Source organism: Enterococcus durans NBRC 100479 = LMG 10746 (assembly GCF_001544215.1).
Classification (GTDB): domain Bacteria; phylum Bacillota; class Bacilli; order Lactobacillales; family Enterococcaceae; genus Enterococcus_B; species Enterococcus_B durans.
Genome location: NZ_BCQB01000008.1, coordinates 63,003 through 84,833, shown reverse-complemented (window position 1 = coordinate 84,833; position 21,831 = coordinate 63,003). Strand labels below are relative to the sequence as shown.

Here is a 21,831-nt window from a genome sequence, read left to right as displayed (position 1 = left end):
TTTTGGCTGACGTTTATTCGAGAGTCTGTAGCAAAATTGATTGTTAGATTTGTCCCACATTCAGCTTTTTTAAGTATAAAGAAAGTATGAATTTTTTTCTTGTTGTTGAGAGCAGAACGAGTTCATTCAGTTTTTCTAAGGTAACCTCGTCAAGAATCCATTTCTAATTTTTTGAGGTTTTCAGCGCTATAAGCAATGCGATAACCAGTGTTTTTATGGGTATAAAAAGAAATTGGTTCGCCCCGATAAAGAAAGTCGATTATCAATGTAGAATTTAGCCCATCTTTTACCGAAAAATTAGTTATGTCACTTTTGTTATAAGTTGTAACTGATGCTTTTCCCGAAATTTTTATTGCAACTATTTTATCTTTTATAAATACTAGGCAATAAGGTTTTTCAAACAGATTGGTGATAATTGAGGTTCGAGCTGACAAAAACAACCAAGTAGCGGATTTAGCAACAGGATTCATTCGACTGCTAGCAAGAATGTAATTACTATGGGGGTGCAAGTTATTCGCCAAAAGTAGTTCTTCAGCTTTTGTTTTATTAGGTGGTAAAAAGGCCATGAAATTTTTCTCCTTTTGATTATAGTCTAAAATCATCAATTCATTGGTTGGCTCACAAAATCTGTTCCCACCGATCTTGCTCCTTACAAGTGGCTATTTAAGCATAAAGTTTTTCACAAGAGGGTATTCTTATGTGATAAAGCAATGCTTGCATTTCAATCGGAGAGCGGTATGAAAGATGTTGAATGTTCAATTGTTATGAACCATGTTTTTTAAGTCCTTTTACATCACGGATGGTTGTATAAATATCATATAGCGTAAATAGAGTTGCAAAAGCATAAGCAATCCCTATCATAAAAGTATTCGTTACATATCTTATTCCAAATAATACGAATAGATAGACCGATAACTTCACACCGATACCTATTTTCTCACGTTTCACCCTATGTCCTCCTATGTTCGCTAGTTTGTTAAATAAACAATAAACTAAAAATAATCGCTGAACAAGTCTTATTTGTAATCTGCTATTTTTTTACGAGATATCCTGCAAAATTTTCATACATAGAGCATGCCTCACACAAAAATTTTGCATTGCAGACGGAATATGAGAAAACACTAATAAAAACGATGATTAATTGTTTTTTTATCAAGTCAAGAAGAAGTGATTTAGTATTTAAATTACAAAAAAATTCAGAAAATAGTTACTATTTTTCTCGATATTGCCTTAACAGCATTTCTATACAATGTAGAAAAAAATAAACTAAAAATAACTTGGAATAAAAAAATAAAATAAGTTGGTTGGATAATAATCGTTTCATAATAAAACGTTATGTTTGAAAAAAGCGGTTAAATAACTCTCATTATTGATGTAAGCGTTACCAATAACAGGCATAATAACAAACGGAAGGATACTGTTTTATTCTGCATATAGTGAATCCCTAGGTTTTTGTTTCAAAAAAATGGAGGTGGCGAAATGTCTTCAGAAATACTGTCAGATTATTTGGATCGCGAGTTATCTTTATTAAAGGACCAAGGATTGTACAATACGATCGACATTCTAGAAGGAGCGAATGCAGCAATCATCAATGTTGAAGGACGGCGGTTGATCAACTTAGCATCTAACAATTATTTAGGATTTGCCAACCGTGCAGAACTAAAGGATGCATGTATCGAGGCTACTATAAAGTATGGCGTTGGTGCTGGAGCAGTTCGGACGATCAATGGCTCGTTATAGATTCATCAGGAGTTAGAAAATAAAATTGCCGAGTTTAAAGGAACGGAAGCAGCGATTGCTTTTCAGTCTGGTTTCAATTGCAATATGGGCGCAATTTCAGCAATCATGACGAAGGATGATGCTATATTATCAGATGAATTGAATCATGCTTCGATCATCGACGGTTGTCGATTATCAGGGGCGAAGATCATTCGAGTGAAACATCAGGACATGACCGACTTAGAAGAAAAAGCCAAGACAGCATTAGAAAGTGGACGTTATAAAAAAATAATGTATATCACGGACGGCGTTTTTTCTATGGATGGGGACATCGCTAATTTGCCAGATATGATACCTATTGCGGAAAAATATGGCTTGATCACTTACGTAGATGATGCCCACGGATCTGGAGTAATGGGTAAAGGAGCTGGTACAGTGAAGCATTTCGGTTTGAATCATAAAATCGACATGCAGATGGGAACATTATCAAAAGCAATTGGTGTGGTTGGCGGTTATGTGGCAGGCTCGAAGTTACTGATTGATTGGTTAAAATCGCGCAGTCGCCCATTCTTATTTTCGACTTCTCTTACACCAGGAGCCGCTGGCGCAGCCTTAACTTCTATTCAACTGATGCAAGATCATCCCGAATTAGTTGATAAAGTATGGGAAAACGCAGAATATTTTAAAAATGAGTTGAAAAAAATCGGGTATGATATCGGCGTTTCACAGACACCGATTACCCCAGTTATTTTAGGTGATGAAACAATGACCCAACGTTTTTCAAGCAAATTGATTGAACAAGGGATCTATGTGAAGCCAATCGTTTTTCCAACTGTACCATTAGGAACTGGGCGGGTCCGCAATATGCCGACTGCGGAACATACAAAAGAGATGTTAGACCAAGCAATCGCTGTTTATTTGAATGTGGGAAAAGAGATGGGAATCATTTAAGAAAAAATTATTTCCCTCATTTGCCGTAGCTATTAAACGAGAGCCACAAATCGATTTGCTTTCGCTAAATAAGAATAGAAAAAATAATTTGCAAAGGAGCCTTACGATGAAAAGAGTGTTAGTTACTGGATGTTTAGGACAAATTGGATCAGAGTTGGTTACGCGTCTCAGACAAGATCTAGGAAAAGAAAACGTCATTGTCACAGATATTCGTTTACCTGAACAAAGTACGGATGATGAACTATTCGAAATTTTAGATGTCATGGATTATGAAAAGATGCGTAGCTTAGTAGAAACCTATCAAGTAGATACGTTGATCCATTTGGCAGCGTTATTGTCCGCTGTCGCTGAAGCAAAGCCGAAATTTGCTTGGGATCTTAATATGGTAGGTTTAGTCAATGCTTTAGAGGTAGCACGCGAATTTGATTTGAAGTTTTTCACGCCAAGTTCGATCGGCGCATTCGGTCCGGATACTCCGAAAAAAAGTACACCACAAGATACACTCCAACGCCCTACTACGATGTATGGAGTAACAAAAGTCGCCGGTGAATTGCTTTGTGATTATTATCATACGAAATACGGGGTGGATACAAGAGGTGTTCGGTTCCCTGGTTTGATCTCTTACAAAACTCTACCAGGTGGAGGTACGACAGATTACGCGGTGGATATTTATTATTCAGCGATCAAAGAGGGAAAATACACCTGTTTCATTGGTCAAGATACCTCAATGGATATGATGTATATGCCAGATGCGATCGAGGCGATTATCCAATTGATGAATGCTGATCCAAAGAAATTGATCCATCGCAATGCATTTAATATCTCAGCAATGGCGTTTGAACCAGAGGAAATCAAGGAAGCAATCCAAAAGTTCATCCCTGATTTTGAAATGACTTATGAGGTAGATCCTGTTAGACAAGCCATTGCTGAGTCTTGGCCAGACTCATTGAATATTAGTTGTGCACAAGAAGAATGGGGCTTCTGTCCGAAATATGATCTACACGCGATGACACAAGATATGTTGACGAAACTTCAAGAAAAATTAGCGACCACAGTATAACCCCTTCAAAAAATATAAAAAAAATACTTGACTAAACGTAGGAAAGAGGCTGGGACAGAAGTGTTTAACTCCGAGAAATAAGAAGCAATTAACGGAAATTGCTTTTCAAATTTTTGTGAATTTCGGCTTATTTACGAAGGAGTTGCTTCTGCTCCTACCGTTTATTCGTTTTAAAGAATGAGACAAAAGTGTTTCTTACCTTTGTCCCACGCTCAGGGAGGAAAAGGGAGATGGAGAATAACAAAGTAGCACCATTAAATATCGAAGGAAACGAAGAAGGCTTAAAAAGAACCATGGGCTTTTTTACTGCTCTATCCACTGTGATGGGTACGGTGATCGGCGCTGGAGTTTTCTTTAAAGCGGCAAGTGTCGCCGAAGTGACGGGCTCTGTCAGCTTACATATGTTCTCATGGTTTTTAGGAGGAGTGATTTCAGTTTGTGCAGGATTGACCGGTGCAGAATTAGCAGCAGCGATACCTGAAACAGGCGGAATGATCAAATATATCGAACGGATCTATGGAAAAACTGCTGCATTTTTACTAGGTTGGGCGCAAGTAATCATTTATTTTCCCGCAAATGTCGCCGCACTATCCATTATTTTCGGTACGCAATTCGTCAATCTTTTTGGCTTGACAAATTCCTTGATCGTGCCAGTCGCTATCATTGCAGCTGTAACGATCATGTTGATCAATTTTCTAGGATCAAAAGTGGGCGGCGCCTTTCAGTCGATCACTTTAGTTTGCAAATTGATTCCCTTACTGTTGATCGTTTTATTTGGACTATCTCGCAGTGGTGGAGTGGAATTTCAGCTTTTCCCATTTGCAGCAGGGAAAGATCTTCCGTTGTTTTCGGCACTAGGAGCGGGACTTTTAGCGACGATGTTTGCTTATGATGGGTGGATTCATGTGGGGAATCTTGCCGGTGAATTAAAGAAGCCGGCCAAAGATCTTCCTAAAGCTATTTCTATAGGAATAATTGGTATCATGGTGGTTTATTTATTAGTCAATGCAGTCTTTTTAAAAACTGCTTCAATCGAAGGTGTCAGTGGCAACAGCAATACAGCCAGTGAAGTAGCAACAATGATTTTTGGTGGTTTTGGCGGTAAGTTAGTCACGATCGGTATCTTGATCTCTGTTTATGGAACAATCAATGGCTATACGTTGACTGGTATGCGCCTTCCATACGTGATGGCGAAAGAAAAACGATTACCCTTTAGTCAGTATCTGGACAAATTGACCAATCAGACGAAAATACCTTTAGTAGCAGGTATCTTAGAACTGAGCATTGCTGTAGGGATGATGATGGTCGGTGGATTTGACATGCTGACAGATATGCTTGTCTTCGTTATCTGGATATTTTACACGATGGTCTTTATTGGCGTGATTATTTTAAGAAAAAAAGAACCAGATCTGAAAAGACCCTATAAAGTACCCATCTATCCAGTGATCCCACTGGTCGCAATCGTGGGCGGGATCTTTATCGTTGCTAGTACCTTAGCCACCCAAACAGTGCTAGCAGCTAGCGGGATCGCAATAACATTAGCAGGCATTCCGATTTATATCTATTTGAAGAGAAAACATGGATCAGGAGAGAGAACATGACAGCTAAGTATTCGAGTGTCTTCGATATTATCGGGCCGATCATGGTTGGTCCTAGTAGTTCCCATACAGCAGGTGCTGCAAGGATCGGAAAGTTTGCGAGAGAAATGTTCCAGGAAAAACCGACAGAGGTCGATATCTATTTATATGGTTCTTTTGGGAAAACCTATCGCGGACATGGGACAGACGTTGCGTTAGTGGGTGGACTCCTCGGAATGCTGCCCGATGATCCTAACTTAGGAGAGTCGTTTGCACTAGCTTATCGCGAAGGAATCGAGGTATGCTTTATTCCTTCAAAAAAAGAAATGGATCATCCTAATACAGTGAAAATCATCTTAAAATCAATCAATAAAAGTGTAGCTGTCACTGGTATCTCAATCGGTGGTGGAAACATTGAGATCTGTAAAACAGAAGAATATAACGAAACAGAGACGATCCAACACACATAACTATGAATCATCAGGAGGTTACTATGAAAATCAATTGGCAAAATGAAGTAGAGTCAATAAAAGAAGAATTAATGAATGATCTAAAAGAACTTTTGGCTATCGATAGCGTACGAGACATTGAACATCGAATGGCAGAATATCCCTTAGGACCTGGACCAGCTTTAGCATTACAAAAAGTATTAGCGTTTGGCGAAAGAGATGGATTCAAAACGAAAAATATCGGTAATTTAGCTGGACATATCGATCATGGACCTGAAGAAGCAGAAATGTTCGGGATTCTTGGACATGTCGATGTAGTTCCTGCTGGTCAGGGGTGGGACACCGATCCTTTTGAGCCGGTCATCAAAGATGGAAAACTATTTGCCCGAGGGTCAAGTGACGATAAAGGACCTTCACTTGCTGCTTATTACGCTGTAAAACTGATCAAAAAATTGAATCTGCCGATCAATAAAAAAATCCGCTTTATTTTCGGAACAGATGAAGAAAGTGAATGGACAGGAATCCATCGCTATAAAGAAGTAGAAGAACTACCAAAAGTTGGCTTTTCACCAGATGCAAACTTTCCGATCATCAATGGAGAGAAGGGTATCATCTCCTGTGAATTATCGTTTGAAAGTCAAAAAAGTGAAGCGAGTAAGCTGAAATTGGCAAGTTTTACTTCGGGGTTACGTTCAAATATGGTCCCTAGTGAGGCTGTTGCGGTCGTAAATATAATAAAACTAGAGTTGATCGATATACTGGCACATGATTTTGATCGTTTTTTAGAAGAAAACCAGTTGAAAGGTACATTTGAATTGGCGGAGGATATCGCAACATTCAAAATTACTGGAAAAGCAGTCCATGCGCAAGACCCTGAACAGGGAATCAATGCAGCTACTTATTTAGGTGAATTTTTAAATCGCTATCAATTTGATGCGGACGGGTCAAATTACCTTTCTGTGATTGCCAACTATCTACATAAAGATTTCAATGGACATTTACTTAATATTTATTGGGAAGATGAAGTGATGGGTCAAGTGACTTCAAGTGCCAATGTATTCAGATATGATACTGATGAAAAGCAAATCATTATCAATATTCGTCATCCAAAAGGAACAACAAATGAAAAAATTTTACAAGAGATAAGTGAGTTGTTACAACCATTCGCTGTTTTAGCAAAAATCATTGGGGATATCAAACTGCCCCATTATGTTTCTGCAGAAGATCCTTTTATCAAAATATTGTTGGAAGTTTATGAAGAACATACAGGTGAAAAAGGAGACGAGTGCACGATTGGCGGGGGTACTTATGGCAGAGTTCTAGAAAAAGGTTGTGCTTTTGGCGCTCTTTTCCCTGGCCGTGAAAATGTAATGCATCAACCAAATGAATATATGTATGTCGAAGATATCTATCAAGCGACTGCTATCTATGCAGATGCTATTTACCGTTTAGTCCAATAGAAAGTGTGATGTCGCTGACAGTGAGGGAGAATAAAAGAATGGTAACAATAGCTGAACTGATTTCTCTAGCAGCTGATAGTAGTCTGGCTGAAGTGATGATTGATTTAGAAATGAAAGTAAGCGGACGGACAAAAGAAGAGATCTGGGGAGAAATGGCGAGAAATTTAGTGGCAATGGAACAAGCAGTAGAAAAAGGCTTGACTGGTGTAGCCTCTATGACGGGATTTTCAGGTGGTGATGCACCGAAGCTCACTGATTATTTAGAAAAAATGTCGCCTTTTAGCGGGAAAAATACGTTGCAAGCAGCAAGGAACGCTATTGCAACGAATGAATTAAACGCATCGATGGGTGTGATCTGCGCAACTCCAACCGCTGGAAGTGCCGGAGTATGTGCTGGCGTCATTACAATGATGAAAGAAGTCCATGGGGTGAATGAAAATCAGCAAGTCAACTTTTTGTTTACTGCTGGAGCAGTAGGATTAGCAATTGCCAATCAGGCATCCATTAGTGGTGCCCAAGGAGGTTGTCAGGCAGAAGTTGGTTCTGCTAGTGCAATGGCAAGTGCAGGCCTTGTTGAGCTTGCTGGGGTCACCCCTGAACAATGCGGTCATGCCGTAGCACTGACTTTGATGAACACGATGGGGTTAGTCTGTGATCCGGTCGCAGGACTAGTGGAGATTCCCTGTATCACACGAAATGCAATGGGGGCGTCACTTGCTTTGTTAACGGCAGATATGGCCTTAGCAGGTATCAAGAGTGCGATTCCCGCAGATGAGGTGATACAAGCGATGGATCAAGTGGGAAGAAAGATGCCAACCATGTTCAAAGAAACAGCAGAAGGTGGATTAGCAGATACGCCAACTGGTAGAAAAATTACAGCACAATTATTTGGAAAACAATAAAAAGAATGGATAGATGAGCTGGTTGGTATAGCGGGTAGAAGATCAAGTCCTTTTTATGATGGGCACTATTCATTTGATATGTTTCATTCAAATGAAGCTATTCCTATAGGGATTACTATCAAGTAAGTTTGTTCATCAGTTTAAGGAAGAGTCAACTTCTTTGCCAACTGGCTACTTTTAAAGGAGATAAAAATAATGAAAGAAGGCGTAAAAAAGAATGATTCAAAATTAGATAAAATTTTAGATGGTGTAGAGAAACTGGGGAATCGTGTACCACATCCCGCAATTATTTTCTTGATGCTCATCGTGTTTGTGGCTGTACTATCGCAAATTTTTCAAATGATGGGGCAGAATGCCACTTATGAAGTATTTAATTCAGATAGTGGACAGTTGGAATCAACGACAGTTCACGTAAAGAGTTTGTTTAGCGGAGAAGGTATTCGCTTTATCTTAACTTCAACGGTTTCAAATCTAATGAGTTTTCAAGCACTTGGTGTGACTTTAGTGGCAATGGTAGGCGTAGGTTTTGCGGCAGAAGTAGGGTTAATTGGTGCGATGATCCGCAAATTAGTGAAAGTTGTTCCTAAATCATCTTTGACTGCAGTCTTAGTTTTACTAGGAGTTATGTCAAGTATCGCTTCTGATGCGGGTTACTTGGTTTTGATCCCACTAGGCGCAGCAGTCTTTTATAAAGTGGGACGGCATCCTTTAGCTGGTCTATCGGCGGCGTTTGCTGGTGTTTCAGGCGGGTTCGGTGTCAATCTTGTCATTACACCGATAGACGGGATGCTTACTGAGATTTTGAATGATGCTGTACATATCATAAACCCGGGTTACTCTGTTGATTTGATGGCTAATTTTTATTTTTCGATTGTTTCTAGTGTGTTGATCGTCATCGTTTGTACACTGATCAATGAAAAATTGATCGAACCACGTTTAGGAAAATTCAAAGAAGAGGAAGCCATTGCAAATGACGAATTCGAGGATGAATCAAAAGGGTTGCGTTGGGCGTTGGTCGGCTTTTTAGTTGTATTGACATTTATTTTGCTGATCACGATCCCAGAAGGAGCAGCGTTGCGCCATCCAGAAACTGGAGAATTGATTGGTTCTACGCCTTTCATGGATAGTTTGATTTCATTGATCCTGATCGTCTTTTTGGTTCCAGCTGTTTGCTTTGGAAAAGCAATTGGCAAGATCAAATCAAGTTTAGACGTCGTCATGCCAATCATCAAAGTATTTAGTAACTTAGGTGGGATGATCTTCTTGCTATTGATCATCAGCCAATTTATTGCTTACTTCAATTTTACCAATCTAGGAACAGTTTGGGCAGTAAACTCGGCGACGATCATCGAAGGAATGAATTTAAGTAGTTTGGCATTGTTACTCAGTTTCTTAGCGTTAGTATTATTGCTTGACTTTGTATTGGTAGGAGCTGTGCCAAAATTTGCAATCTTAACACCTATTTTTGTTCCATTATTGTATCAATTGGGGATTGCGCCAGAAGCTGTTTTAGCCGCTTACCGTGTAGCAGACTCTCCAATCAACATTATTACACCATTGATGCCTTATTTTGCACTGATCGTGACATTTGCGGCAAAGTATCAGAAAAAAACGGGTGTTGGAACGATCATCTCGATGATGTTGCCTCACTCAGTCGGCTTGATTATTACATGGGTGATTTTGTTCATTCTTTTCTATGTATTCAATATTCCATTAGGACCCGGTATCGAGATGAATCTGCACTGATCACATTGCAATAATCAAAAATAGAACGACCTTGAGTATTAGGAAGCTGCCTAATCACACAAAGTCGTTTTTTTATGTTTTGTTTTTTAAGTAGTTGAAGCGGCGAAACGCCCGCAAAAGGTTGAGTATGATCAAAAAAATCGCAATGATAATAGGTACCCAAATCAGATAGATCGGATAACCTACTCTTTCAGAAAGAGCTTTTGCTGAGAATTGATCCAATTCTAGTAAGGCCTGTTGCCACGTTTGAAGGTTGAAAACCAGCATAAATCCTGAGATGATCAGGAGGATAAAACCTAGATAGTGGATAGTCGTTTTTTTGCGTATGTACGCAAAAACAAAATAAAGGATCAATAAAAACATAGGAACCCCAAAAACAAAGTAGATATTCAACATTGTTCATTCCCCCTTCATGTTTATCATACTTCAATTGATTTAATTTTAAAAATAATACCTCCATTACTTGCATGTTTTGTAACGGTACTGATAAGATAAATATACATCTGGTGGGGGGGATTTTTATGTCAAGTTATATTGAACCGATACGATTTGCGCTGATTGTTTTTCCATTTTTAGCATTAGCGATCTCATCGGTTTTCTTTATTTATGAATATCGAAAGTATGGAACATTTATTTTAACGAGAGCAATTGTTTTGTACTCATTTGTCTTTTATTTACTCTGTGCATATTTTTTGGTGATCTTGCCATTACCTACGAAAGAAGCTGTGGCACAGATGACAGGGCCAAAAATGGAATTGCACTTATTCGCTACTTGGGAACATTTTAGACAAAATACAGTCTTAGTTTTATCCGATCCAAGTACGTACTTGCCCGCGATGAGACAAAGTGTTTTCTTAGAGCCAGTGTTCAATTTATTACTGATTGTGCCTTTTGGTATCTATTTAAGGTACTATTTCCGTTTTTCTTTTATCAAAACTGTCATTGCAAGCTTTTGTCTCTCATTGTTTTTTGAGTTGACACAGTTGAGTGGTCTTTATTTTATCTACCCTAGACCATATCGTTTATTTGATGTAAATGATCTTCTCACAAATACCCTCGGTGGCGCATTGGGCTTCATCATCGAACCAGTTTTCACCTTTATGTTACCAACTAGAGCACGAATGGATGAAATCTCATATGAAAAGGGTAAGACGGTTTCGCTTACTAGACGGTTGGTCGCTTATTTGATTGATTGGGGTTTCTTGTCTGTTTTTACTTTTATCATTACGTTGTTATTGCAAGCGGCTTTTAAAATAGGAAGTATCACTTCAAGTGGTGGATGGATATTTATTGAAGTCATTTTATACTTTATGCTAGTACCTTATTTGACTAATGGGCGAACTCTAGGGAAGAAAATCGTTCGTATAAAGATCGTAGCAGATGATAACTCAAAACTTCGCTTCAAATCATTGTTTGTCCGCTATGCGTATCTCTACTTTATTTTCTATGGTTTAAGTTGGATCTCGCAGTTGCTGCAAATTGTTTTTGATCATACAACGGGTGTGACTCAGATGACTTCAGTATTTATATATCTTGGGATTTTGTTTGCACAATTTATTTTTGTTTTGAACATCATTCTATCTTTTATCCGAAAAAAACGAGTCTTATTTTATGAGAAGGCAAGCCATACGCATACGATCAGTACGATTGAAGACAAGCATAAACAATAAGTTTCAGGGATGCAGAGCTTGAAATAAGGAAGCAAAAAATGCCTGTATGTGTTATAATTCGAAAGTCGTGAAAAAATGAAAGAGAAGAGGTGCTAAAATGAGTAATTTTGAACAATTCCATTTTAAACCATATATCAATGAAGCATTGATGGAAAAAGGGTTCAAACAACCCACCGAAGTCCAAGAACGGTTGATCCCATTGATCGCTAAAGGAAAGAATATCATTGGTCAATCACAAACTGGCTCAGGGAAGACACACACATTCCTATTGCCATTATTTGAAAAAATAAATGCTGAAAAAGAAGAAGTTCAAGTGGTGATCACTGCCCCTAGTCGGGAACTTGCAACGCAAATCTATGATGCTGCTAGTCAGATTGCGAAATTTTCAAGTCCAGAAGTCCGTGTATCAAATTTTGTCGGCGGAACAGACAAGCAACGTCAATTGAATCGTTTGCATCACCAACAACCCCATGTTGTAGTTGGTACACCAGGTAGAATTTTAGATATGATGAATGAGCAAGCATTGAAGATCCACACAGCTTTTGCTTTTGTAGTGGATGAAGCGGATATGACATTAGACATGGGCTTTTTAAATGAAGTCGATCAAATTGCCAGTCGTTTACCTGAAAAACTGCAATTCTTAGTGTTCTCAGCAACGATTCCTGAAAAACTACGTCCATTTTTACGTAAATACATGGTCAATCCAATCATTGAAGAAATCAAACCGAAAGCTGTCATTTCTGAAGATATTGAAAATTGGTTGATTTCAACTAAAGGGAAAGATAAAAACCGAATGATCTATCAGTTGTTAACGATCGGTCATCCTTATCTGGCAATCGTTTTTGCAAATACTAAGCAAAATGTGGATGAAATTGCGGACTACTTGAAAAATCAAGGTCTTAAAGTCGCAAAAATCCATGGGGGAATCACACCTCGAGAAAGAAAACGTGTGATGCGTCAAGTACAAAACTTAGAGTATCAATATGTTGTTGCTACGGATCTAGCTGCTCGTGGAATCGATATCGAAGGAGTATCCCATGTCATCAATGCGGAAGTTCCTGATGATTTAGATTTCTTTATCCATCGCGTTGGTCGTACAGGACGTAATGGGCTTAAAGGAACAGCAATCACGTTATATTCTCCAAGTGATGAACAAGCAATCGATGGTATTGAAAAAATCGGCGTGACGTTTGAACCGATGGAGATCAAGAATGACGAAATCGTTAAAACGTATGATCGAAATCGTCGAACGAAACGGGAAAAATCAAAAGATACTCTTGATCCAACATTGATTGGTCTTGTGAAAAAGAAAAAGAAAAAAATCAAACCAGGATATAAGAAAAAAATCGATTGGGCAATTGCGGAAAAGAACAAACAAGAACGCAAGATCGAACGAAGACAACAAACAAGAACTGCTAAGAAGAACAAGAAAAATTCACATAAATAAAACTTCAAAAGTGAGCTAGTCATCCTGGCTCGCTTTTTTCTTGTAAATCTAACTATCATCAAGCTAGGATAAATAGATTGAATCAATAATACTGAGTGTTAGTGTTGTCTTATCTAGATTTTAGATACCAATTTATGTTGATTTGACAGGGATCTATATTTTTTTGGGGTAAATCTAAGGCTGTTGCTTTTCTTGATGAATAGTAAGCTTGCTTTCTCTTTTTGAAAAGATTTCTTGTGATTGTAATCTTCCAAGGCTATTTGAACAAAAAATGTTTATGGAACAAGGAAAGAAATCTTCGAGAGTTGTTGACAGAAGAAATGAGAATACGTATACTAATAAGGTACGAAAAGGACATGGTTTGTTTGTTCAAAGACTGACAGAAAATTCTTTCTAGGCTGGAAAAAGAATAGTCTACATCCAAATTGCTCCCTTTTTTCTCTTGATAGCAATATCAACGCTACTCAGCGTTATCGAGTTTAAGAGGTAATGATCGAACATCATTGCAATCAAGGTGGTACCGCGAGTTTTCGTCCTTGGCTGTGATGGTGTTTTTTTGTACTTTAAAATCAAGGAAGAAGGTTATGAAATGAAACAATTAAGTAGTGCGCAAGTTCGACAAATGTTTTTAGATTTCTTTCAATCAAAAGGGCATACAATCGAACCGAGTGCATCGTTAGTTCCAGTGAATGATCCAACTTTATTATGGATCAACTCTGGGGTTGCAACATTAAAAAAATATTTTGATGGTTCAGTCGTACCAGAAAATCCAAGAATCACAAATGCGCAAAAATCGATTCGTACGAACGATATTGAAAATGTTGGGAAGACAGCTCGCCACCACACGATGTTTGAGATGTTAGGGAACTTTTCAATCGGGGATTACTTTAAAAATGAAGCAATTCACTGGGCATGGGAATTTTTAACTGGTCCTGAATGGATGGCTTTCGATCCTGAGAAACTATATGTGACTGTTTATCCCAAAGATACAGAAGCAAAACGTATTTGGCATGAAGAAGTTGGGTTACCAATGGATCATATCATTGACGTGGAAGATAATTTCTGGGATATCGGTGCCGGTCCATGTGGTCCAGATACAGAAATCTTCTATGATCGCGGAGAAGCTTATAATGACTTAGCAGAAGATGATCCTGAAAATTACCCTGGTGGGGAAAATGAAAGATACCTAGAAATCTGGAATCTTGTTTTTTCTGAATTCAATCACAAACCAGATAATACGTTTGAACCATTGCCACATAAAAACATTGATACGGGGATGGGACTTGAACGGATGGTTTCCATTGTTCAGGATGCCCCAACGAACTTCGAAACAGATTTATTCTTACCAATCATCCATGCGGTAGAAAAATTAAGCAAGCAAGTAAAATACGGTGAAAATCCTGTTACAGATATTTCTTATAAAGTTATTGCCGATCATATCCGTGCGTTGTCTTTTGCTATTGGAGACGGTGCTTTACCATCTAACGAAGGACGCGGTTATGTACTACGTCGCTTACTACGTCGCGCTGTGATGCATGGCAAAAAATTAGGGATCGAAAAAGCATTTTTATATGACCTTGTGCCAGTAGTTGGAGAGATCATGGTTAGCTATTATCCTGAAGTCCTTCAACAAAAAGAATTCATTGAAAAAGTGGTTCGGACAGAGGAAGAACGATTTAATGAAACAATCAATGAAGGATTGGAGATCCTGAATCAAGTCATCGCGGATGTCAAAAAAGAAAACGGCACAACACTTTCTGGAAAAGATATCTTCAAACTTTATGATACCTATGGATTCCCAGTTGAATTAACAGAAGAAGTGGCGGAAGATGAAGGGCTAAAAGTAGATCATGCTGGTTTCGAAAAAGAAATGGAAGCACAAAGAGAACGTGCCCGCTCTGCGCGTAGCACTGAAAAGTCTATGGGCGTACAATCTGCTTTATTGACAGATATCAAGGTTGAAAGTAAATTTGTCGGCTATGATCATATTGAATCAAATAGCGAACTTTTGGTGATCGTCAAAGGTGAAGAACTTGTAAGCGAGCTTACCAAAGGTGAAGCACAACTTATTTTTGCTGAAACACCATTCTATGCGGAAATGGGTGGACAAGTAGCAGATACTGGTTGGATCATTGATGCCTCTGGTGATATTGTGGCAAATGTCGTTGATGTACAAAAAGCGCCAAATGGTCAGTTTATGCATACGGTTGAGGTTCTTTCAACGATCAAAGAAGGACAAGTCTACCATTTATTGATCGATGCACCTAGAAGAAATCGAATTATCAAAAATCATACAGCGACCCATTTATTGCATAAAGCATTAAAAGAAGTATTAGGAGAACATGCGAATCAAGCAGGTTCATTAGTTGCTCCAGGCCATTTACGTTTTGACTTTACTCACTTTGGTCAAATCACAACAGATGAATTGATCAAAATGGAAAAAATCGTCAATGAAAAAATCTGGGAAGCTATTCCAGTCGAAACGATCGAAACGGATATTGATACGGCTAAAAACATGGGAGCTATGGCGCTATTTGGTGAAAAATATGGTCGTGAAGTCCGTGTAGTTAATGTGGGTGATTGGTCGATCGAACTTTGTGGCGGAACGCATGTAGCAAATACTGAAAATATCGGGATATTCAAAATCGTTTCTGAGTCTGGTATTGGTGCAGGTGTTCGTCGTATTGAAGCAGTAACAAGTAAAGAAGCATATGAACTTCTTGAAGAAGAAGAACAACAGTTGAAAGATGTCGCTGCAATCGTAAAATCTCCTCAGTTGAAAGAAGTAGTGTCTAAAACAGAACAATTGCAACAACAACTGAAAGAACTGCAAAAAGAAAATGAACAATTGGCTAGCAAGTTGGCAAATCAACAAGCAAGCGATATATTCAAGAATAGCGAAACAATCAATGGAAAAACAATAATCACAGCTCAAGTCAAAGTGAAAGACATGAACCAATTGCGTCAATTAGCAGACCAATGGAAACAAAAAGCGATTTCCGACATCCTTGTTCTAGCAAACGAACAGGATGGAAAAGTCAGCTTATTGGCTGCGATGACAAAAGAAATGAATGAAGCTGGTTTGAAAGCTGGCGATTTGATCAAAGCAATCGCACCAAAAGTTGGCGGCGGTGGCGGTGGTCGACCTGACATGGCTCAAGCAGGTGGAAAAAATCCAGCGGGTATTCCAGATGCATTGTCAGAAGCGAAAGCATGGTTGGCGAATCAATAAGAACAGTTATCAAATTTGAATGAGCAATACTAAGAGAGTGGGACAAAAGTAAGAAACACTTTTGTCCCACTCTTTAAAAACGAATAAACGGTGGGAGCAGAAGCAACTCCTTCTTAAATAAGCTGAAATTAACAAAAATTTGAAAAGCAATTTTCGTTGATTTCTTCTTATTTCTCGGAGTTAAACACTTCTGTCCCAACCTCTTTCTTGTTTTGTGCTGATTTATAACCAATTAGTTGACAAATAAGCAAAACCTTTTACGATTAGGATAAAGAAAATAAGGAGGGAAACAGATGAATACTAAAAATAAAACATTTCGTTTGGTCATTCGTGCGATTTTATTAGCAATCATCATTGTTCAAGCAATGGTACCGTGGTTAGGGTTCATTCCACTAGGTTTTATAAGCTTGTCGATCATCCATATCACAGTAATTGTAGCGGCCGTTGTTTTAGGACCAAAAGACGGGATGGTCATTGGCTTGTTTTGGGGGATAGCAACAATCATTCGCGCCTATGCAATGCCAACGACTCCATTTGATACACTTGTCTTTACGAATCCAATCATCTCTGTTGTTCCTCGTATCTTAGTAGGTCTAGTGGCAGGTCTTGTTTTTCACTGGATCTATCGACGGTATCACTCAATAGTTGTTGGTTCAGCAGTTGCTGGCGTATTGGGTTCACTGGTAAACACAGTGTTAGTTTTAGGATTTATGGGACTGTTTTATACGGGGGCTACTGCAGAAGCGTATGGAATCGATTCTTCTTTGCTATTCAAAACATTAGCAGGAATCGCTGCAATCAATGGTATTCCAGAAGCAATTGGTGCAGGTGTAATCACCCCGTTGATTGCAAAAGCACTATTTTCAGCAACACCCCTTAAACCAGAATAACGAGAGAAAGGGTAAAAAAGTGACAAAAAAGAAGAAAATAACATCTGCGGAACGAACAAAAAAAGGGATCTTAGCTGGCGTTTTAGGCTTGCTCTCCAATCTGATCTTATTTATTTCAAAGTTAACGATTGGCCTCTTTTCTGGAAGTGTCTCGATCATGGCAGATGCTATCAACAGTTTGTCAGACACCGCTTCGTCGATTTTAACCTTAGTGGGTTTTAAGATTGCGGCAAAACCGGCAGATCCAGAGCATCCTTATGGTCATGAGCGGTTTGAATATATCAGCGGTTTGTTTGTTTCGATCATTATCACGTATGTCGGGTTTCAATTTTTAGAGACCTCGATTGGAAAAATCATCCATCCAGAAAGTCTTACACTTTCTCCGATTATTTTTATAGTGTTACTCTTTTCCATCATTTTAAAATTTGTCCAAGGACGAATGTATGTAACGATCGCGCAATCCATCGATTCAGAAACCTTACGTGCAACAGCTAAAGACAGCTACAACGATGTTTATACAACATTAGCAGTTTTGCTTTCGGCTGGGATCGAATGGTTGATGGGCTGGCGAATCGATGGGTATGTTGGGTTTGCTTTGGCAGGGTATATCTTGTTAAGTGGTATCATGATGCTACGTGACTTTGTTTATGACTTATTAGGAAGTCGGCCAACAAAAGAAGAAATTTTAGCAATGGAAAAACTGCTATTATCCTATGAGAACATCTTAGGGTTCCATGATCTCCTTGTTCATAATTATGGACCAAGTAAGAAATTTGCTTCTGTTCATATCGAGGTAGATGATAGTCTTGATTTGAACCAAGCCCATAAAATCATCGATATCATCGAAAAAGACTTTAAAAAGACTCTAGATGTAGAATTGGTTTGCCACCTTGATCCAGTACCGGTGAACAATGAAAATTATCGAGAAATACTAAAAGTTCTTAAAAAGATCATCAAGGAAACTGGAGAAGGCTTGAAACTCCACGATCTTCGTATGATCCGTAATGGAAAGGAATTACAGTTCGATGTAGTGGTACCTGAGAAGTTCAACTTTTCTGATGAAGAATTAGAGCGTGTGCTTCGTGTCCAAATCGAGGAAAGAATCGGCAATTATGATTTAGATATCACATTTGATCATAATTATTTGCTGTATTAAAGAGTCTTTTAAAAGACTCTTTAATTTTACGCTGAATGGTTAAAAATGAGAAAGTGAGCATGGGACAAAAGTAAGAAACACTTTTGTCTCATGCTTTAAAAACGAATAAACGGTGGGAGCAGAAGCAACACCTTCTTAAATAAGCCGAAATCCACAAAAATTTGAAAAGCGATTTTCGTTGATTTCTTCTTATTTCTCGGAGTTAAACACTTCTGTCCCAGCCTCTTTGTCCAACAGTGCTTGTAAGGCTTGTCGGGCTAAATGGTCGGCTCCTTTATTTTTACTTTCAGGTATCCACTGAAGTATCAATAATGTGAATTCCGATAGAAGTGTCTGGATGGCTTGGAAGTACGAGATAAAATTTTGATTGGATGTATGATCTTTATCGATCGTTGAAACTAACACTTTACTGTCTGAATAACACAAGATGGTTTCTTTTGTAAGACCTTTTTCTTTTAGAATTGTTAAAGTTTTTAAAAAGACTTCAAACTCAGCTTGATGGTTTGAGCCTTCTGAAAGAGGGACCTTAAGCTGTTCTTGTCGGTTTTCGTGGACAATCAGTATCCCACCGCCACTAGGGCCGGGGTTGCCTTTTGTCGAAGCATCCATATATACTTTTATCATAAGGGAAACACACTCCTTTTTATAAAAATAGTGTTATGCTATAATTATACCATTACTAATTGATGCGAGGTTGAAGGATGAAAAAAATAATTCGCTGGCAGCCTGAATGGGCGCAGACGATCATTTATTGGTCATTGACCTTGATTATTTTATTTTTCAGTTTGATCTTATCTCTTGAGAATACTAGACCGTATTGGAAAAGTAATTTAGTCTTGGGGCTATTTTTAATTTTCCTATTTCTTGGTCTAAGACGTGCGTTTGTTTTGAACTCTCATTCGATAAAGATCAGGTATGCTGCATTTTGGAAAGATCGTGTGATCACCGTACAAGAAATCGACAAGATCATTCCAGAGAAGCGGGGAGTTAAAATCAAGTATGTAGGAAAGAAAGAACCTTCCTTTTATCTAATGCAAAAAAAAGCTCAGGCTTCGTTTGTGTCATTTTTCAAAGACAATGAACAACAAGAGCAACTAGAAAATAAAGCGGCAACAAGAGGATTTAGTTCGGAGAAATAACTGAGAAAAACAGGGATCTTTCAGCTGTTCAAAAGATTTGACTATTTAGATAAACTACAGCAGCTGCGAGCTTGAATAAAGACTAAAAAAACGGCTATGTTTATACATAGCCGTTTCAGTATCTTCAGTTATCAATTACTTGTTTCTTTACATGGGCCGCTTGTGTCCCACGATTTCCTTCAATCACTTCAAATTCAACAGGTTGATTTTCCTCAAGTGATTTGAAACCTTCTTCTTCGATTGCAGTAAAATGGACGAATATTTCTTCTGTCTCATCATAACTGATAAATCCGTATCCTTTTTTATTGTCAAACCATTTCACGATTCCTGTGGTCAAAGCACTCACGACCTTTCTAAAGTCTGATCATAGACTATATTATAAAGAGTATTTATAGGTACGTCAAATAAATTAAAAAAGCTATTTTTTTTTAAATTAAAAACAGGTATAATTACTATTATCTTAACGAATGATCTATTTTTTGGAAATATAGTTCGTAAAAAGGAGTGTTTTGATGAAGAGCGATTTACAAATTTCGCAAGAAACAACATTAAAGCCGATTATTGAAGTTGCAAAAACAATTGGTATCCAGGAGGATGATCTAGAATTATACGGAAAGTATAAAGCGAAAATCAATTTTTCCACGATCAATGATCTAAAACAGAAATCAGACGGACAGCTGATTTTAGTGACTTCGATCAACCCAACGCCTGCTGGTGAAGGAAAGTCGACAGTGACAGTTGGCCTAGGTGATGCATTGAATAAAATCGATAAAAAAACAGTTATCGCGCTACGAGAACCATCTTTAGGTCCAGTTATGGGAATCAAAGGAGGCGCAGCTGGTGGCGGCTATGCACAAGTGTTACCGATGGAAGATATCAATTTGCACTTCACTGGAGATATGCATGCGATCACTTCGGCAAATAATGCGTTATCTGCAATTTTGGATAATCACATCCATCAAGGAAATGAGTTGAATATCGACGCACGAAGAGTTATCTGGAAAAGGGTCGTTGATTTGAACGATCGTGAATTGCGAAAAGTTATTGTTGGTCTAGGCGGTCCGATTCAAGGTGTGCCAAGAGAAGATGGATTTGATATCACTGTGGCTAGTGAAATCATGGCTATCCTCTGTTTAGCTACTAATATCGATGATCTAAAATTGCGTCTGGCTCGAATCGTGGTTGGTTATACATTCGATCGTCAGCCGGTTACTGCCGGGGATCTAAAAGCAGAAGGGGCACTTGCACTTTTATTGAAGGATGCAATCAAGCCGAATTTAGTACAAACGATCTATGGCACACCTGCATTCATACATGGTGGTCCATTTGCGAATATTGCCCATGGCTGCAACAGTATTTTAGCGACACATACTGCACTTAAATTAGGGGACTATGTAGTCACAGAAGCCGGATTTGGTGCAGATCTAGGTGGCGAGAAATTTTTAGATATCAAAGTTCCCAACTTGAAAAAAGCACCCGATGCGATCGTGATCGTAGCAACTGTCCGTGCATTGAAAATGCATGGTGGGTTACAGAAAGATCAACTAAAGACAGAAGATCTTCCAGCTTTGAAATCAGGTTTTAGTAATCTAAAACGCCATATCCGTAATATGGAAAGCTATGGTATTCCTGTTATCGTAGCCATCAATGAGTTTGTTTCAGACACAGAAGCTGAACTGGCACTATTAGAAGAGCTATGTGAAGATCAAGGTGTGCTAGCAAAACGGACAAGTGTCTGGGAAAATGGTGCAGACGGTGGTATTGAACTTGCTAAAGCAGTGGTGCACTTGATAGATAGTCAACCCGCCAATTACCGCCCACTATATCACGTAGAAGACACGATTGCAGAGAAAACAGCTGCTATCGTCAAGAAAATCTACGGTGGTAAAGGGGTCACTCTCAGCAATAAAGCAGAAAAGCAAATTGCAGAGTTTGCTAAAAATGGCTGGGATAAATTGCCGATCTGTATGGCAAAAACACAGTATTCATTTTCTGATGATCCTACTTTGTTGGGTGCGCCAGAAGAATTTACATTAACGATCCGCGAATTTGTTCCAAAGCTAGGGGCTGGTTTTATTGTCGCACTAACTGGCGATGTTATGACGATGCCAGGGCTTCCGAAAAAACCAGCAGCTTTGAATATGGATGTTACAAATGATGGCGAAGTCATTGGATTATTTTAACGTAATTTAGGTAGACATCGCCCATCCTCTATGGGCAGAGTAATTTCTAAACATTTATGTTCAAAGAGAACCACACGAATTAATAGGCCATATGATCCGAAAGAGAGTGTTTTCGAGATCATTTGGCTTTTTATTATGAGTAGATAACTGTGAATGAAGAAGCGGAGTAAATAATCGGTAAGTTCTGTGACTTTCCGATCCTTTGTTTGCAATGGCATCAAGGAAAAAATTCAGTGGGCAACTGCCTGAC

At 38.6% G+C, this 21,831-nt stretch carries 17 protein-coding genes and 2 pseudogenes; 14 read left to right on the top strand and 5 right to left on the bottom strand.

Annotated features, from left to right (window positions below; all coding sequences use genetic code 11):
- Nucleotides 1-149: 149 nt before the first annotated feature.
- Nucleotides 150-566 (bottom strand): hypothetical protein, encoded by a 417-nt coding sequence (locus ED2_RS03935; RefSeq protein WP_016176711.1) that lies wholly within the window; start codon nucleotides 564-566, stop codon nucleotides 150-152.
- Nucleotides 567-762: 196 nt separating this feature from the next.
- Nucleotides 763-948 carry a hypothetical protein gene (locus ED2_RS03930; RefSeq protein ID WP_016176710.1) on the bottom strand — a complete coding sequence of 62 codons (186 nt, stop codon included), beginning with the start codon at nucleotides 946-948 and terminating at the stop codon, nucleotides 763-765.
- Nucleotides 949-1,479: 531 nt separating this feature from the next.
- Between ED2_RS03930 and ED2_RS03920 the strand changes: the two are divergent.
- The 7 genes and pseudogenes from ED2_RS03920 (at nucleotide 1,480) to ED2_RS03890 (ending at nucleotide 9,864) form a co-directional block, all read left to right on the top strand.
- Nucleotides 1,480-2,670: pseudogene (locus tag ED2_RS03920) on the top strand (glycine C-acetyltransferase).
- Between the two features lie 106 nt (nucleotides 2,671-2,776).
- A complete protein-coding gene (locus ED2_RS03915; protein ID WP_016176707.1) occupies nucleotides 2,777-3,730 on the top strand; it encodes an L-threonine 3-dehydrogenase in 954 nt (317 codons plus the stop codon).
- Between the two features lie 230 nt (nucleotides 3,731-3,960).
- A complete protein-coding gene (locus ED2_RS03910; protein WP_016176706.1) occupies nucleotides 3,961-5,331 on the top strand; it encodes an APC family permease in 1,371 nt (456 codons plus the stop codon).
- A pseudogene (locus tag ED2_RS03905) lies at nucleotides 5,328-5,729 on the top strand (serine dehydratase beta chain); the annotation flags it as partial. The gene ED2_RS03910 and the pseudogene ED2_RS03905, both read left to right, overlap by 4 nt.
- A gap of 71 nt (nucleotides 5,730-5,800) precedes the next feature.
- Nucleotides 5,801-7,216 carry a dipeptidase PepV gene (gene pepV / locus ED2_RS03900; protein WP_016176705.1) on the top strand — a complete coding sequence of 472 codons (1,416 nt, stop codon included), beginning with the start codon at nucleotides 5,801-5,803 and terminating at the stop codon, nucleotides 7,214-7,216.
- Between the two features lie 38 nt (nucleotides 7,217-7,254).
- Entirely contained in the window at nucleotides 7,255-8,118 is an 864-nt protein-coding gene (sdaAA, locus tag ED2_RS03895) for an L-serine ammonia-lyase, iron-sulfur-dependent, subunit alpha (protein WP_016176704.1), read from the top strand.
- A 195-nt stretch (nucleotides 8,119-8,313) separates the two neighbouring features.
- Nucleotides 8,314-9,864: an AbgT family transporter gene (locus tag ED2_RS03890; RefSeq protein ID WP_016176703.1), complete on the top strand. Its 1,551-nt coding sequence runs from the start codon at nucleotides 8,314-8,316 to the stop codon at nucleotides 9,862-9,864.
- A gap of 72 nt (nucleotides 9,865-9,936) precedes the next feature.
- Here the strand turns inward: ED2_RS03890 and ED2_RS03885 are convergent, their stop codons facing one another.
- Nucleotides 9,937-10,260 (bottom strand): hypothetical protein, encoded by a 324-nt coding sequence (locus tag ED2_RS03885; RefSeq protein WP_005879115.1) that lies wholly within the window; start codon nucleotides 10,258-10,260, stop codon nucleotides 9,937-9,939.
- Between the two features lie 125 nt (nucleotides 10,261-10,385).
- Here ED2_RS03885 and ED2_RS03880 point away from each other — a divergent pair, with 125 nt between their 5' ends.
- The 5 genes from ED2_RS03880 to ED2_RS03860 all read left to right on the top strand — a co-directional run bounded on the left by ED2_RS03880 (nucleotide 10,386) and on the right by ED2_RS03860 (nucleotide 18,259).
- Entirely contained in the window at nucleotides 10,386-11,534 is a 1,149-nt protein-coding gene (locus ED2_RS03880; RefSeq protein WP_005879117.1) for a VanZ family protein, read from the top strand.
- Nucleotides 11,535-11,631: 97 nt separating this feature from the next.
- Complete coding sequence (locus tag ED2_RS03875) at nucleotides 11,632-12,981, top strand: DEAD/DEAH box helicase (protein ID WP_005879118.1); 1,350 nt, start codon at nucleotides 11,632-11,634, stop codon at nucleotides 12,979-12,981.
- A 589-nt stretch (nucleotides 12,982-13,570) separates the two neighbouring features.
- Nucleotides 13,571-16,213: an alanine--tRNA ligase gene (gene alaS, locus ED2_RS03870; RefSeq protein ID WP_016176702.1), complete on the top strand. Its 2,643-nt coding sequence runs from the start codon at nucleotides 13,571-13,573 to the stop codon at nucleotides 16,211-16,213.
- Between the two features lie 293 nt (nucleotides 16,214-16,506).
- The gene (locus tag ED2_RS03865; RefSeq protein ID WP_016176701.1) at nucleotides 16,507-17,103 is read left to right on the top strand and encodes an ECF transporter S component; all 597 of its coding nucleotides are present in this window, start codon (nucleotides 16,507-16,509) and stop codon (nucleotides 17,101-17,103) included.
- 19 nt (nucleotides 17,104-17,122) lie between these two features.
- The gene (locus tag ED2_RS03860; RefSeq protein ID WP_016176700.1) at nucleotides 17,123-18,259 is read left to right on the top strand and encodes a cation diffusion facilitator family transporter; all 1,137 of its coding nucleotides are present in this window, start codon (nucleotides 17,123-17,125) and stop codon (nucleotides 18,257-18,259) included.
- Nucleotides 18,260-18,448: 189 nt separating this feature from the next.
- Here the strand turns inward: ED2_RS03860 and ED2_RS03855 are convergent, their stop codons facing one another.
- Complete coding sequence (locus tag ED2_RS03855) at nucleotides 18,449-18,883, bottom strand: ribonuclease HI family protein (RefSeq protein WP_005879122.1); 435 nt, start codon at nucleotides 18,881-18,883, stop codon at nucleotides 18,449-18,451.
- A 77-nt stretch (nucleotides 18,884-18,960) separates the two neighbouring features.
- On the opposite strand from ED2_RS03855, the gene ED2_RS03850 reads away from it, so the two are divergent.
- Complete coding sequence (locus ED2_RS03850; protein WP_016176699.1) at nucleotides 18,961-19,398, top strand: EbsA family protein; 438 nt, start codon at nucleotides 18,961-18,963, stop codon at nucleotides 19,396-19,398.
- A 124-nt stretch (nucleotides 19,399-19,522) separates the two neighbouring features.
- On the opposite strand, the gene ED2_RS03845 is transcribed toward ED2_RS03850, so the two are convergent.
- Entirely contained in the window at nucleotides 19,523-19,735 is a 213-nt protein-coding gene (locus tag ED2_RS03845) for a cold-shock protein (RefSeq protein ID WP_005879125.1), read from the bottom strand.
- A 175-nt stretch (nucleotides 19,736-19,910) separates the two neighbouring features.
- On the opposite strand from ED2_RS03845, the gene ED2_RS03840 reads away from it, so the two are divergent.
- A complete protein-coding gene (locus tag ED2_RS03840; protein WP_005879126.1) occupies nucleotides 19,911-21,581 on the top strand; it encodes a formate--tetrahydrofolate ligase in 1,671 nt (556 codons plus the stop codon).
- The last annotated feature ends 250 nt before the right edge of the window (nucleotides 21,582-21,831 follow it).

Excerpts from the sequence above, each read along its gene's own strand:
- ED2_RS03935 (WP_016176711.1), bottom strand. The coding sequence starts at position 566 with ATGGCCTTTTTACCACCTAATAAAACAAAAGCTGAAGAACTACTTTTG.
- ED2_RS03915 (WP_016176707.1), top strand. The coding sequence starts at position 2,777 with ATGAAAAGAGTGTTAGTTACTGGATGTTTAGGACAAATTGGATCAGAG.
- ED2_RS03910 (WP_016176706.1), top strand. The coding sequence starts at position 3,961 with ATGGAGAATAACAAAGTAGCACCATTAAATATCGAAGGAAACGAAGAA.
- pepV (WP_016176705.1), top strand. The coding sequence starts at position 5,801 with ATGAAAATCAATTGGCAAAATGAAGTAGAGTCAATAAAAGAAGAATTA.
- sdaAA (WP_016176704.1), top strand. The coding sequence starts at position 7,255 with ATGGTAACAATAGCTGAACTGATTTCTCTAGCAGCTGATAGTAGTCTG.
- ED2_RS03890 (WP_016176703.1), top strand. The coding sequence starts at position 8,314 with ATGAAAGAAGGCGTAAAAAAGAATGATTCAAAATTAGATAAAATTTTA.
- ED2_RS03885 (WP_005879115.1), bottom strand. The coding sequence starts at position 10,260 with ATGTTGAATATCTACTTTGTTTTTGGGGTTCCTATGTTTTTATTGATC.
- ED2_RS03880 (WP_005879117.1), top strand. The coding sequence starts at position 10,386 with ATGTCAAGTTATATTGAACCGATACGATTTGCGCTGATTGTTTTTCCA.
- ED2_RS03875 (WP_005879118.1), top strand. The coding sequence starts at position 11,632 with ATGAGTAATTTTGAACAATTCCATTTTAAACCATATATCAATGAAGCA.
- alaS (WP_016176702.1), top strand. The coding sequence starts at position 13,571 with ATGAAACAATTAAGTAGTGCGCAAGTTCGACAAATGTTTTTAGATTTC.
- ED2_RS03865 (WP_016176701.1), top strand. The coding sequence starts at position 16,507 with ATGAATACTAAAAATAAAACATTTCGTTTGGTCATTCGTGCGATTTTA.
- ED2_RS03855 (WP_005879122.1), bottom strand. The coding sequence starts at position 18,883 with ATGATAAAAGTATATATGGATGCTTCGACAAAAGGCAACCCCGGCCCT.
- ED2_RS03850 (WP_016176699.1), top strand. The coding sequence starts at position 18,961 with ATGAAAAAAATAATTCGCTGGCAGCCTGAATGGGCGCAGACGATCATT.
- ED2_RS03840 (WP_005879126.1), top strand. The coding sequence starts at position 19,911 with ATGAAGAGCGATTTACAAATTTCGCAAGAAACAACATTAAAGCCGATT.